Below are 12,393 nucleotides of genomic sequence, written 5' to 3' on the forward strand. Positions count from 1 at the left end.
GGCGCGGGTCCGCAAGAGACCCGCGCCGTCAATGTCAGTCACCGCTCCTGGAGATGGAGCCTAGAAGTTCACTGAAACGCGTCCGTAGACATAGCGCCCCGAACGGCCGAACGGCGCGTAGTTCGAGAACGGCGTGTTCGAGGTCGAATTCAGTGTCGGCGGCGTGCCGGTCGGATATTTGTCCAACAGGTTATCAGCGCCGAGGGTCAACCGGATATTCTCCGTCACGTTCCACCGACCTTCCAGATCGACCACAACGGCAGGCTTGAGGATCAGGTCCTGAGCTGCGGTGGTGCCGGGGCTGAGAACCTCGCCGTAGCGGGTCGCCCGAAGGGTGGCGCCGAACTGGTCAAGGGTCCAATCCGTCGACGCCGACAGCTTGGTCTCAGGTGAGCCTCGCTCGAAGGTCAGGACGTTGACGCGGTCGAACAGCACCGGCGAGGGATTCAGAGCGGCCAATTGTCCGGTCTGCGGCACTCGCGTGACGTCGGTGGAGTTGAGGTTTCCCGCCAGGGTATAGGCGAAGTCCCCCAAGTTCATGGTGGAATGGCGATAGTTCAAGATCACGTCTAGGCCGGTCGTCCTGGTGTCGACGCCATTGATGAAGAAGCGGCCTCCGCCGACGCCCACAAAACCTTGCGAGGTGAGAAAGGCCCGGACGTTGGCCTGGGTGAGGTTTTCGGACAGAACGATCCGGTCTTCGACCTCGATCCGGTAGGCGTCGAGGGTCAAGCTGATCGCGCCGACGCGGAAGACCATCCCGCCCGCGATATTCACAGACTTCTCAGCATCGAGGGGACGGGCGCCGAGAGCGGCCGCCACCGGGTCGGTGGCCGGGAACGTCGTGATGTCAAATGGCACGCCGTTGATGAAGTTGGTCGAGGTGGCGGTAAAGAACTGCTGCTGAAGCGAGGGAGCTCTGAAGCCATTCTGCACCGAGCCCCTGAGGGCGAAGTTTTCAGTGATGTCAAAGCGGGCGGTGAGTTTGCCCGTGATCGTCTCGCCGAAGTCCGAGTAGTGCTCGGCTCGAACTGCGCCCGAAACCAGAACGCGGTCGGTCAGGTTGGCTTCGAGGTCGAGATAGACGCCCACCGAACTCCGATCGACGTCCACCTCATTGGCAGGGCGAAACCCAGGAAATACTTGCGCGCCGGAAGCCGTGGGCCCGCCGTTCAGCAGCACGCCGCCATTACGGTAGGAGTCCGGCTCGCCGGCGTTGATCTGGTAGCCTTCCCGACGCAGTTCCACCCCTGCGGCGACGTTCAGAGGCGAGGCCAGGCCAGCCTCATAGGTGCGCACGCCAGAGACATTGAACACCAGCTGATTGTACTCAAAGCCGCCGGCCTCGAATTCACGCTTGCTGGACGGGCCAATGGACCGGTTCAGGGTGTTGCGGATCACGAAGTCCATTGAGTTGGAGCCGTAGACCAGGGACGTATCCATGTCCCATTCGCCCAGGATCCAATTCACACCGCCCCCCAGGGACATGTCCTCGACGGTGGGATTGATCAACGGCAGGAAGCCATCGGGGTAGATGGCGGCGATATTCCGGTCATCGAGGGCCCGGCGGAAGAACCCGGCCGAGGTGGAGTCACGGTTCTGATAGCTGGCCCAGCCATAGAGCGATGTGTTGTCGCTCAGGTCGTAACCGGCGTTGGCGAACAGGGTGTACTGCTCGATCTGCGGCTCGCCGTACCACGCATTGTAACGGTCAATGGTTGCTTCACGGGGATCGAACGCGCCGTTCACCAGGGCGTATTGCTGACGCCAGTCCGGGGCTGTGCGCACCGTCTTCTCTTGATCAAGATAATCCGCCGCCAGGGTCAGGAATCCGGCGTCGCCGAGGGGCAGGCCCACCCAGCCAGAGAGATTGATGGTCTCGCCGTCGCGGCGTTCGTACTCGGCCTTGTTGGCCACGTTCCAGGTTGCGCCCGCCGGCGGCGAGCCCACCTGCGTCGAGACTGTGGTCACCCGCTGTCCATAGGAGGCCGTCAGGTTGCCACCGCTGCTGGCTTCGCGGAGGCGCAGGTTCAGAACGCCGGCGATGGCGTCGGAGCCGTACTGCGCCGAGGCGCCGTCGCGCAGCACCTCGATCGACTGCACGATCGCCGTCGGTATGGTGTTCAGGTCCACGGCTGAGGCGCCTCGGCCAATCGTGCCGTTGACGTTGACCAGGGAGGCCGAGTGGCGCCGCTTGGAGTTCACCAGCACCAGGGTCTGATCGGGTGATAGCCCGCGCAGGGTTGCTGGGCGCACGGTATCGGTGCCATCGGCAAGCCCCGGGCGCGGGAAGTTGAACGAAGGCAGGGCGATCGCAAGGGCCTGGTTGATCTCAGTGACCCCCACCCGGCTGAGGGCTTCCTGGCTGATAACGTCAACGGGCGCTGCGGTGTCGAGGGCGGCGCGGTTCGCCGCTCTGGTGCCGGTGACGATAAACTCCTGGACGGTCACATCACCGGAGGGCGTCTGAGCTGCGGCCCCGCCGGCCCAAAGCGTTGCGGCGGACGCCGCGGAAAACAGTAGGTGACGATAGCTCATGAGCAGTCCCCCGACCGGGCGGCCGGGTGAATCCCAGGGCGCGGTCATATAACTGGATTATGTGGGGTGGCCCGAGCCTCTGCGAAATGACCATTTTGCAACAGCACAAGTAAAACGGCGCAGGAGAAAACTCCTGCGCCGTTGAGATCGCATATTGATGTCGCCGAGATCAGGACTCGACGTAGTCGCCTTCGATCGAGCCTGCGCCGCCTTCGAGCAGGTCGGCGGCGGCCTCTTCGGCTGCGGCCCGATCTTCCTCAAACTGCGAGGTCAGGATGTTCTCGCCGCGGGCCTGGCGATCAGCTTCGTCCTGGCTGCGGGCGATGTTCAGGTTCACCGTAATGATCACCTCAGCGTGCAGACGGACCTTCACCGCATGCATGCCCAGGGTCTTGATCGGCTTGTCGAGGATGACCATCGCGCGCTCGACATTGCCGCCTTCGGCGTTGACGGCGTCAGCCACGTCACGGCCAGAGACCGAACCGTAGAGCTGACCGCTTTCGCCAGCCTGGCGGATGAGCGTGTAGGTGCTGCCGTCGAGACCTTCACCGGTCTTGGCGGCGTCGGCGCGAGCCTCGGCGTTGCGAGCTTCGATCTGAGCGCGCTGAGCCTCGAACACCTTCATGTTCGCGGTCGTGGCCCGCAGGGCCTTACGGCGCGGCAGCAGGAAGTTGCGGGCGTAGCCGTCCTTGACGGTGACGATTTCGCCGAGGCCGCCACGGCCTTCGACGCGTTCGAGCAGAATGACCTTCATGATCCTGGTCCCTTACTTCACGACGTAGGGAAGAAGGGCGAGGAAGCGGGCGCGTTTGATCGCACGGGCCAGTTCACGCTGCTTCTTGGCCGAAACGGCGGTGATCCGCGACGGCACGATCTTGCCGCGTTCGGAGACGTAACGCTGCAGCAGCTTCACGTCCTTGTAGTCGATCTTCGGCGCGCCGGCGCCCGAGAACGGGCAAACCTTGCGGCGACGGAAGAAGGGGCGGCGGGCGGCTGCGGCCGGCGCAGCGGCGGTGTCAGTTGTATCAGTCATGATGTCAGATCCTCCCCTTAGGCGTCGTCGCGGCGCGGTTCGTCACGGCGGGACTCGCCGTCGCGACGGGGGCCGTCCTCGCGGCGGGGCTCACGCTCGCGATCCCGGCGGGCCAGAACCGGAGACAGCTCCAGGTCCAGCTCTTCGACGCGGACGGTCATGTAGCGCAGGACGTCTTCATTGAGGGAGAGCTGACGCTCCATCTCCTTGACGGCCTCAGGCTTCGCATCGATGGCCAGCAGGGAGTAGTGGCCCTTGCGGTTCTTCTTGATGCGGTAGGTGAGGTTGCGGAGGCCCCAGTACTCGATCTTGGCCACGGCTCCGCCGCTTTCCTCGATCATCGACTTGAGTTGGTCATTGAGGGCTTCGGCCTGTTGCGGCGAGATGTCCTGCCGCGAAATGACCACGTGTTCGTAAAGCGCCATTGTTCCTCTTCCGTTGTGGAGGGCGGCGTGATCGACAGCGGAAGTCCGTCGGTCACGGTGGATCTCAAGCGCGGCGGTCGAGCGGACCTCGACCTGTTCGCGTTCCGGCAAGAGACCGCCATCCGTGAAGAGGCGGGCTAGTACGCGAATTTCACGGGCAGGGCAAGTAAAGCCCGCGGCCACGGCGGACGCTCAGCTCCGGATGACGTCGCCGAACGCCCCGCCATCGATCCGTCGCCGACAGCAAACCAATATTAATCCTGCATTCGTAAAATGAAGGCTCGGAGCCCGATGGCTTCGCGCCATGGAGGGAGAAATGTCTTCCGTCAGAACCTCATCCTACCGCCGTGTGGTTTCAGATCACTTCGAGCCACAGGAGGAAAGTGACCCTGCCGCCCAGCGCCGCCTGCGAGGCCTGCTGGAGCAGATCGACTACACCGCCTTCGCCTGCAATCGCGAGGTGGTCGCCCAGATGCTTGGCCCGGTTGACGTCGCCAAGTTCCAGCGCCTGGCCCTGGCCGCGGCTCACGCCCGAGCCGCCTGGGTCGGCGAGAGCCTGGCGCTCGCCGGCCGCTCGCATCTCCTTACCCCCGAACAGGTCATCCGGCTGGGCCAGTTGCGCTCAACCTATGAGGAACTGACAGAGGTCTATGAGGCGATGCGGCGCATGGTGGAGCGCGGCTATCTTCACTGCGGTCCGGCGGTCGAGCGCTAGGCGCGAAGGACGAGACGCAAAGTCCGTCAGTGGAGGGGGCGACCGATCCAGTCGACCAGCACCGGCAGAACCTGCTCTGCTGGGGAGAAGCCGCGGGTCACGACGCCATAGCGGCCCGTATCGTCGGGGCCGCCCACCAGGGTCGGGAAACCGGTCACCCCTGACTTCTGCGAGATGGCGTAGTCGGCCCAGGTCTCGTTTTCGGCGTCCTCACTCCGCCAGTTCACACGGAAAGCCTCCAGATCAGCGCCCGGGACCACTTCGCCGAGGATCTCGCAGAGCACATTCTCCTGGGTGATGTCCCGGCCTTCGCCGTAGAAGGCCCGTTGCAGGGCGCCCAGATAGTCGAGGGCGAGGTCGGGGCGCTCGCGCCGGATCACCACCACGGCCCTTGCCGCCGGATCGGTGTCGTAGACAAAGCCCTCGCCGGCCATGGCGGTCTGACTGAAGTCCTGGCCTGACGCCGTGGCGACCTCCGCCCAATGGCCGCGCAGCGCGGTCTTGGCCTCTTCGGTCATCGCCTCCGTGGTCCCAGGTCTCAGGCCGCCCATCACCAGCCGGATGGGCAAGGTGTCGCCAAAGGCGGCGCGGACGGCGCTGATCACCGGCCAGAACCCGTAGCACCAGGAGCACATGGGGTCGGCGAAGTAGATCAGATGGCGGTCGGTCACTGCAGGCTCCGGCGTCGAGACAGATGGCTCGAACAAGTCTGACTCATCACTCCGGCGTCGTCACCCTGCCTGCCCCAGGGGCCTCCCAAGCTTGCCGCCCCGGGCCTAATCCCCTAACCCTCGCGGCTCGGAATCGACAGAGCGCGCGCCGGGCCCCGGACGCCGCCAGCCAGGGAGCGCAAGCCATGAGCCTCGCCTTCATCTTTCCCGGCCAGGGCAGCCAGACCGTCGGCATGGGCGTGGACCTGGCCGAAACCTTCGCGGCCGCCCGCGAGGTGTTTCAGGAGGTCGACGACGCGCTGGAACAGAAACTGTTCGCCCTGATGCGCGATGGCCCGGAGACTGATCTCACCCTGACCGAAAACGCCCAGCCGGCCCTGATGGCCGTCAGCCTGGCCGTCAGCCGGGTCCTGGAAAAGGAATTCGGCGTCGGCGTCGATCGCGCGGCCTTTGTGGCCGGGCACAGTCTGGGGGAGTATTCCGCATTGGCCGCGGCCGGCGCCATCAGCCTGGCGGACACCGCCCGTCTGCTGAAGCTGCGCGGCCAGGCCATGCAGCGGGCCGTGCCGGTGGGCGAGGGCGCCATGGCCTCGCTGATCGGACCCAAGACCGACGTCGCCCTGGCCGAGGCCGCCGCCGCGGCCGGCGCCGAGATTGGGGTCTGCGTCGTGGCCAACGACAACAACCAGGGCAATGTGGTGATCTCCGGGGCCAAGGCCGCCGTGGACCGCGCCATCGAGAAGGCCAAGGAGCTGGGCGCCCGCGCCATCCCCCTGAACGTCTCGGCGCCCTTCCATTGTCCGCTGATGCAGCCGGCCGCCGACGAGATGGCCAAAGCCTTGGCTGCGGCGACCATCATTTCGCCCCGGGCGCCCCTGGTGGCCAATGTGACGGCCCGTCCCGTGCATGAGCCTGAAGAGATCCGCCGCCTGCTGGTGGAGCAGGTCACCGGCCGGGTGCGCTGGCGCGAGAGCGTCGCCTGGCTGGTGGAGACCGGCGGGGTGACCCGTTTCGCCGAGGCCGGTGCTGGCAAGGTGCTGTCAGGCATGGCCAAGCGCATCGCCCCGGACGCCGAGGCCACACCGCTGAACACGCCCGCCGACCTTGAAGCTTTCGCCAAGTCCCTCTGAGTTTCAACCGCCGCTGGAGGCGCTGACATGTTCGATCTTTCGGGAAAGACCGCCCTGGTCACCGGCGCCACGGGCGGCATCGGCGCGGCCCTGGCCCGTTCGCTGCACAGCCAGGGCGCTCACGTGGTTCTGTCGGGCACCCGTCAGGCGGTGCTGGATGACATGGCCGGTGAGCTCGGCGCTCGGGTCAGCGTGGCCGCCGCCAACCTCTCCGATCCTGCATCCGTGGACGGCCTTGTCGCCGCCGCTGAGGCCGCCGCCGGCTCTCCCCTCGATATCCTTGTGGCCAATGCCGGGATCACCCGTGACGGCCTGTTGATGCGGATGAAGGACGAGGACTGGGACGCAGTGATCCGCGTCAATCTGGAGTCCTATTTCCGCCTCAGCCGCGCGGCGGTGAAGGGGATGATGAAGCGCCGCTACGGCCGAATCATTGGCATCACCTCGGTGGTGGGCGTGATGGGCAATCCCGGCCAGACCAACTATGCGGCGTCCAAGGCCGGCATGATCGGCTTTTCCAAGGCCCTGGCCCAGGAGGTCGCGAGTCGGGGAATCACCGTCAATTGCATCGCCCCAGGCTTCATCGAAAGCCCAATGACCGAGGCGCTTAACGACGCGCAGAAGGGGCAAATCCTGTCCACTATTCCCGCCGGCCGGCTGGGTACGGGAGATGAAATCGCCGCCTCCTGCGTCTACCTCGCAAGCGCCGAAGCCGCCTATGTCACGGGCCAGACCCTGCATGTGAATGGCGGGATGGCGATGATCTGAACGGGCCTGCTGGCCGCTGGCCTCGCTGAAAGGAACATGCTACGGCGCTCGCCGATTAAACTGGCCTGGACTGCCTGAGACCACCTTGGAGGTCTCAAACCCAACACCGCCGAAGGTTGACAAGGCGTCCTCCGTCGCGGATGCATCAGTTGAATTTAGAGGGACTAAAAGCGAATGTCCGACATTCTGGAACGCGTGCGCAAGATCGTCATCGAGCACCTCGACGCCGATCCCGAGAAGGTCACCGAAAAGGCCAGCTTCATTGACGACCTGGGCGCCGACAGCCTCGACAACGTCGAGCTGGTCATGGCCTTCGAAGAAGAATTCGATATCGAGATTCCGGACGACGCCGCCGAGCATATCCAGACGGTCGGCGGCGCCGTGAAGTTCATCCAGGAGCGTCTGGGCGCCTGACGCCCGGGCGTCTTCGCCTGACGTCTGACACATGACCGCCGCGTCCCTTAGGCCCCAGCGCCGGAGAGGCGCGGCGGTTTTGTTTTGGGGCCGGCGCTGGGAGTAGAAACGCCATGTCCACCGCCAACACTCGCCGCGTCGTCGTCACCGGCCTCGGTCTGGTCACCCCGCTGGGTTCAGGCGTCGAGGTCACCTGGAAGGCGATCCTGGCCGGCAAGTCCGGCGCCGGGAACATCACCACCTTCGACGCCTCCACCTATGCCTGCAACGTCGCCTGCGAAGTGCCTCGCGTCGACGGGCGCGGCGGCGGCGGGCCGGACGTGGAAGGATCCTTCGATCCTGACAGCGTCATGTCCCAGAAGGACCAGCGGCGGATCGACGACTTCATCCTCTACGCCATCGCCGCGGCGGACGAGGCGGTGAGGGACTCCGGATGGGCCCCGGAGGATGATGAGGGCCGTGAGCGGACCGGCGTGATCATCGGCTCGGGCATTGGCGGCCTGGCGACCATCGAGAAGACCAGCATCGAGCTTCACGAGAAGGGCCCCCGGCGGGTCAGCCCCTTCTTTATCCCGTCGGCCCTGATCAACCTGGCCTCGGGCCAGGTCTCCATCCGCCACGGATTCAAGGGCCCGAACCACTCCGTGGTCACCGCCTGCGCCACGGGCGCCCACGCGGTGGGCGACGCCGCCCGCATGATCAAGTACGGCGACGCCGATGTGATGGTCGCAGGCGGGGCCGAGGCGGCCATCTGCCCGGTGGGCATAGCCGGCTTTATCGCCTGCCGCGCCATGTCCACGGGCTTCAATGATGATCCGACCAAGGCCAGCCGGCCCTATGACAAGGACCGGGACGGCTTTGTGATGGGCGAGGGCGCCGGGGTTCTGGTGCTGGAAGAGTACGAACACGCCAAGGCGCGCGGCGCGAAAATCTACGCCGAGGTGGCCGGCTACGGCCTGGCCGGCGACGCCTATCACATCACCGCGCCGGCCGACGATGGCGACGGCGGCTTCCGCGCCATGCAGGCGGCGATCAGGGACGCCGGCATTTCGCCGGCCGACATCGACTATATCAATGCTCACGGCACCTCGACGCCGCTTGGCGATGAGATCGAGCTGGGCGCCGTCGAACGCATGCTGGGCAATACGGCGTCCCGGGTGACCATGTCGTCGACCAAGTCGGCGACCGGCCACCTGCTGGGCGCGGCCGGCGCCATCGAGGCGGCGTTCACCTGCCTGGCCATCCGCGATCAGATCGCCCCGCCGACCATCAATCTGGAGAACCCCTCGGTTCAGACGCCGATCGACCTGGCCGCCAATGTGGCGCAGCCTCGGGAGATCAAGGTGGCCCTGTCGAACAGCTTCGGCTTCGGCGGCACCAATGCGTCTGTGGTGTTCAAGCGGGTCTGATCCATGGCCAGAACGCCTCGCTCCCGACCGGCCAAGACGGGCGCCGGCGTTTCCGCCTTGAGACGATTGCTAGTCACTCTGGTCAGCGCGGCTGTGACCTTCTCCCTGGTCCTGGCCCTGGCTGGCCTGTGGGCCTTGTGGATGTACCAGGGGCCAGGACCTGCCTCTGAACAGGACTCGACGACGGTGATCCTGCGTCGGGGTGCGGGATTGCCGGAGATCGCTTCGACGCTCGAGGGCGCGGGGGTGATTTCCTCGGCGCCCATCTTCCTGGCCGCCGCCCAGGTCACCGGCGCCGCCCGCAGCCTCAAGGCGGGGGAATATGAATTCGCCGCCCGCCGTCCGATGGCCGGGGTGCTGGATGACATTCGCGCCGGCCGGGTGGTGCGTCATTTCGTGACGATCCCTGAAGGGGTCACGTCTGAAATGGTGGTCGAGATCCTGGCGGCGAACCCCTTGCTCAGCGGGGTGGCTCCAGCGCCGCCAGAGGGCGCCTTGCTGCCGGAAACCTATCAGATCGAACGGGGCGAGGACCGCGCCGCGGTGCTTCAGCGGATGATGGACGCCCACGATGAGGTCCTGGCGCTGCTGTGGTCGAAACGTCAGCCAGGTCTTCCCATCCAGAGCCCGCAGGAAGCGGTCATCCTGGCGTCGGTGGTTGAAAAGGAGACAGCCCTCGGCTCCGAACGGCCCCAGGTGGCCTCGGTCTTCGTCAACCGCATGCGCCGGGGCATGCGTCTGGAGAGCGACCCAACCATCATCTATGGCCTGACCAAGGGGCGTGCGCTTGGTCGGGGCATCCGACTGTCGGAGTTGAACCGGCTTACGCCTTACAACACCTATATGGTCGACGGCCTGCCTCCGACGCCCATCTGCAATCCCGGGCGCGCCGCCTTGGCCGCCGTTCTGGACCCGCCGCAGACCGACTATCTGTTCTTTGTCGCCGACGGCAGCGGCGGACACGCCTTCGCCGCCACCTATGACGAGCACCGTCGCAATGTAGAGCGGTGGCGGCGTATTGAACGGGCCCGGTCTGCGCCAACAGACGCCCCGGCCGAAATCCCCGCCGAGGCGCCGGCCGACACGACCGCCACCGCTGAGCCATGAGCGCTGGTCTGCGGCCTGGCCCGCCCCACAGGTTCGGGAGAGACCGATCATGAGCATTTCGGGGATGACCGGCTTTGGTCGGGTGGACGGGGCGCTGGGCGATTGGACATGGTCAGCCGAAGCTCGCTCCGTCAACGGGCGCAATCTTGATGTTCGCTTCCGGGGTCCGCCGGGTTTTGAGGCCCTTGAGCGCATCGCCCGGGAAGGGGCGCAGGCCCGGTTTCAGCGGGGCCAGGTCACCATCGGCCTTCAGGCCAAGCGGGTCGAAAGCCAGGCGCAGGTCAAGGTCAACCTTGAGCAGGCTGAGCGCTACCTGGCCGCCGTGGCCGGGCTGGTCGCCGATGGACGTGCCGCGCCGCCGCGGGTTGACGGCCTGCTTGCCCTGCGCGGGGTGATCGAGGTGACCGAGGCCGACCCAGACCCCGAAGCCCTGGCCCGGGTCGAGGCGGCCATGGGGGCGTCCTTGACCGAGGCGCTGGATGCTCTGCAGCTGGCGCGAGAGGCCGAGGGCGCAGCCCTGATGGGGGTTCTTGCGGGGCAGACCGACCGGATCGCAGACCTGACCGCCGCGGCCGCATCCCTGGCCGGGGAGCAGCCGGCGGTGCTCAAGGCCCGTTTCGCCCGGCGGATGCGTGAGCTGATCGGTGATCCCGCCGGCTTGGAAGAGCGCATTGTCCAGGAGGCGGCCGCCATGGCGGTGAAGGCCGACGTTCGCGAAGAGTTGGATCGCCTGGCCGGGCATGTGGATTCGGCGCGCGCCCTGCTGAACGGCGATGGTCCCGTCGGTCGCCGACTGGACTTCCTCACCCAGGAATTCATGCGTGAGGCCAACACCCTGTGCTCCAAGTCGGCGCTTTCGCCGCTCACAGCGGTGGGCTTGGAGCTCAAGGCGACGATCGAGCAGCTTCGCGAGCAGGTGCAGAATGTGGAATAGAGATCGCGCCCCTGGCCATTGCGCCCGTATGAGAGCCTGATGATCCACAGTTCCATCCCCCGTCGCGGCCTGATGCTGCTGATCTCCAGTCCGTCGGGCGCCGGCAAGACCTCCCTGTCCCGGCGGCTGGTGGCGGACCACGCCGAGCTGGAGCTATCGATCTCGGCCACCACCCGCGACCCGCGTCCGGGTGAAGAGGATGGGCGCGAGTACCATTTCATCGACCGGCCGACCTTCGACGAGATGGTGGCGACCAACGCCTTCCTGGAGTGGGCGAACGTTCATGAGCATCGCTATGGCAGCCCGCAGCAGCCGGTGATGGACGCCCTGGGCGGCGGCCGGGACATGCTGTTCGACATTGACTGGCAGGGGGCGGCGCAAATCGCCGGTAAGGCGCCCGATGATGTGGTGCGCGTGTTCATCCTGCCCCCCAGCATGGCGGAGCTTTCCCGGCGTCTTCATGCTCGGGCTCAGGACCGGGAGGACGTCATCCAGCGCCGCCTCGGTCGCGCCTATGGTGAGATCGAGCGCGCGGTCGACTACGACTATGTCATCATCAATGACGACTATGACCGCGCCTATTCCGACCTTGCCCACATCTATCATGCCGAGCGCCAGAAGCGGGTGCGCAACCCGGGCCTCGCCGACCTAATTCAGCAACTCCTCGACGAACGCCTTCCCTAGAGTTAGAGCCCAGGCTCGGCCTTCAGGCTATCGGCCAGGCCCCGCATGTCCCGCCCGGTCGGCGCCTGGAAGAGCCGCAGGCCGAATTCTGGCAGGATCGACAGAATGTGGTCGAAGATGTCGCTTTGGATCGCCTCATAGGCCTCCCACTGGGTGGTGTTGGCGAAGGCGTAGACTTCCAGAGGCAGACCCTCGGGGGTTGGGTCGCGCTGGCGCACCAACAGGGTCTTGTCCTTGGCGATGCCGGGGTGAACCTTCAGATAGGCCAGGACATAGGCGCGAAACGAACCCACATTGGTCAACCGTCGGGTGTTCACCGGATCTCGGCCTGACTTGATGAGAGACTCGTTCCAGGCGGCGAGTTCCTTGTCCTTGCCGGCCAGATAGACATCCAGCAACGCAAAACGCTTCAGGCCCTCGCGTTCCTCAGGGGTGAGGAAGCGTATGGTGGTCTGATCAATCAGGATGGCGCGCATGATCCGGCGGCCGCCGGACTCCTGCATGCCGCGCCAATTGACGAAGGACTCGTTGATCAGCCGCCAGGTGGGAATGGTGGTGATGGTCT

General features: G+C 65.8%; 13 protein-coding genes and 1 pseudogene. 8 read left to right on the plus strand and 6 right to left on the minus strand.

Translation table 11 applies throughout. The features are described 5' to 3' along the window. Positions 1–60: 60 nt before the first annotated feature. From Q7V15_RS00965 to rpsF, 4 genes are all read right to left on the minus strand, one after another. Positions 61–2,538, minus strand: coding sequence for a TonB-dependent siderophore receptor (locus tag Q7V15_RS00965; RefSeq protein WP_304753037.1), 2,478 nt, complete (start codon positions 2,536–2,538; stop codon positions 61–63). Positions 2,539–2,707: 169 nt separating this feature from the next. After that, positions 2,708–3,292 (minus strand): 50S ribosomal protein L9, encoded by a 585-nt coding sequence (rplI, locus tag Q7V15_RS00970; protein ID WP_304753039.1) that lies wholly within the window; start codon positions 3,290–3,292, stop codon positions 2,708–2,710. Between the two features lie 12 nt (positions 3,293–3,304). After that, positions 3,305–3,571 (minus strand): 30S ribosomal protein S18, encoded by a 267-nt coding sequence (rpsR, locus tag Q7V15_RS00975; RefSeq protein WP_304753042.1) that lies wholly within the window; start codon positions 3,569–3,571, stop codon positions 3,305–3,307. Between the two features lie 17 nt (positions 3,572–3,588). Then, positions 3,589–3,996 carry a 30S ribosomal protein S6 gene (gene rpsF / locus Q7V15_RS00980; protein ID WP_304753044.1) on the minus strand — a complete coding sequence of 136 codons (408 nt, stop codon included), beginning with the start codon at positions 3,994–3,996 and terminating at the stop codon, positions 3,589–3,591. A 316-nt stretch (positions 3,997–4,312) separates the two neighbouring features. Between rpsF and Q7V15_RS00985 the strand changes: the two genes are divergently transcribed. Beyond that, complete coding sequence (locus tag Q7V15_RS00985) at positions 4,313–4,711, plus strand: hypothetical protein (protein WP_304753047.1); 399 nt, start codon at positions 4,313–4,315, stop codon at positions 4,709–4,711. Between the two features lie 26 nt (positions 4,712–4,737). Here the strand turns inward: Q7V15_RS00985 and Q7V15_RS00990 are convergent, their stop codons facing one another. Further along, a complete protein-coding gene (locus Q7V15_RS00990; protein WP_304753049.1) occupies positions 4,738–5,382 on the minus strand; it encodes a DsbA family protein in 645 nt (214 codons plus the stop codon). Between the two features lie 185 nt (positions 5,383–5,567). Here Q7V15_RS00990 and fabD point away from each other — a divergent pair, with 185 nt between their 5' ends. The 7 genes from fabD (at position 5,568) to gmk (ending at position 11,828) form a co-directional block, all read left to right on the plus strand. Then, positions 5,568–6,512, plus strand: coding sequence for an ACP S-malonyltransferase (gene fabD, locus Q7V15_RS00995; RefSeq protein ID WP_304753052.1), 945 nt, complete (start codon positions 5,568–5,570; stop codon positions 6,510–6,512). A gap of 27 nt (positions 6,513–6,539) precedes the next feature. Next, the gene (gene fabG / locus Q7V15_RS01000) at positions 6,540–7,280 is read left to right on the plus strand and encodes a 3-oxoacyl-[acyl-carrier-protein] reductase (RefSeq protein WP_304753054.1); all 741 of its coding nucleotides are present in this window, start codon (positions 6,540–6,542) and stop codon (positions 7,278–7,280) included. Between the two features lie 174 nt (positions 7,281–7,454). Next, positions 7,455–7,694, plus strand: coding sequence for an acyl carrier protein (locus Q7V15_RS01005; RefSeq protein WP_304753057.1), 240 nt, complete (start codon positions 7,455–7,457; stop codon positions 7,692–7,694). Between the two features lie 113 nt (positions 7,695–7,807). Further along, entirely contained in the window at positions 7,808–9,103 is a 1,296-nt protein-coding gene (fabF, locus tag Q7V15_RS01010; RefSeq protein ID WP_304753059.1) for a beta-ketoacyl-ACP synthase II, read from the plus strand. A 3-nt stretch (positions 9,104–9,106) separates the two neighbouring features. Beyond that, on the plus strand, positions 9,107–10,210 hold the full coding sequence (mltG, locus tag Q7V15_RS01015; protein ID WP_304753061.1) for an endolytic transglycosylase MltG: 1,104 nt from the start codon (positions 9,107–9,109) through the stop codon (positions 10,208–10,210). Positions 10,211–10,259: 49 nt separating this feature from the next. Then, positions 10,260–11,144, plus strand: coding sequence for a YicC/YloC family endoribonuclease (locus tag Q7V15_RS01020; protein ID WP_304753064.1), 885 nt, complete (start codon positions 10,260–10,262; stop codon positions 11,142–11,144). A gap of 39 nt (positions 11,145–11,183) precedes the next feature. Beyond that, a complete protein-coding gene (gene gmk, locus Q7V15_RS01025) occupies positions 11,184–11,828 on the plus strand; it encodes a guanylate kinase (RefSeq protein WP_304753067.1) in 645 nt (214 codons plus the stop codon). A gap of 2 nt (positions 11,829–11,830) precedes the next feature. Here gmk and Q7V15_RS01030 read toward each other — a convergent pair. Further along, a pseudogene (locus tag Q7V15_RS01030) lies at positions 11,831–12,393 on the minus strand (mechanosensitive ion channel domain-containing protein); the annotation flags it as partial.

The organism is Phenylobacterium sp. (genome assembly GCF_030651755.1).
Classification (GTDB): domain Bacteria; phylum Pseudomonadota; class Alphaproteobacteria; order Caulobacterales; family Caulobacteraceae; genus Phenylobacterium.

Coding starts and splice junctions, on each gene's coding strand:
- fabG (WP_304753054.1), top strand. CDS start 6,540: ATGTTCGATCTTTCGGGAAAGACCGCCCTGGTCACCGGCGCCACGGGC.
- mltG (WP_304753061.1), top strand. CDS start 9,107: ATGGCCAGAACGCCTCGCTCCCGACCGGCCAAGACGGGCGCCGGCGTT.
- rpsF (WP_304753044.1), bottom strand. CDS start 3,996: ATGGCGCTTTACGAACACGTGGTCATTTCGCGGCAGGACATCTCGCCG.
- fabF (WP_304753059.1), top strand. CDS start 7,808: ATGTCCACCGCCAACACTCGCCGCGTCGTCGTCACCGGCCTCGGTCTG.
- Q7V15_RS00965 (WP_304753037.1), bottom strand. CDS start 2,538: ATGAGCTATCGTCACCTACTGTTTTCCGCGGCGTCCGCCGCAACGCTT.
- Q7V15_RS01005 (WP_304753057.1), top strand. CDS start 7,455: ATGTCCGACATTCTGGAACGCGTGCGCAAGATCGTCATCGAGCACCTC.
- fabD (WP_304753052.1), top strand. CDS start 5,568: ATGAGCCTCGCCTTCATCTTTCCCGGCCAGGGCAGCCAGACCGTCGGC.
- rplI (WP_304753039.1), bottom strand. CDS start 3,292: ATGAAGGTCATTCTGCTCGAACGCGTCGAAGGCCGTGGCGGCCTCGGC.
- Q7V15_RS00985 (WP_304753047.1), top strand. CDS start 4,313: ATGTCTTCCGTCAGAACCTCATCCTACCGCCGTGTGGTTTCAGATCAC.
- Q7V15_RS01020 (WP_304753064.1), top strand. CDS start 10,260: ATGAGCATTTCGGGGATGACCGGCTTTGGTCGGGTGGACGGGGCGCTG.
- rpsR (WP_304753042.1), bottom strand. CDS start 3,571: ATGACTGATACAACTGACACCGCCGCTGCGCCGGCCGCAGCCGCCCGC.
- gmk (WP_304753067.1), top strand. CDS start 11,184: ATGATCCACAGTTCCATCCCCCGTCGCGGCCTGATGCTGCTGATCTCC.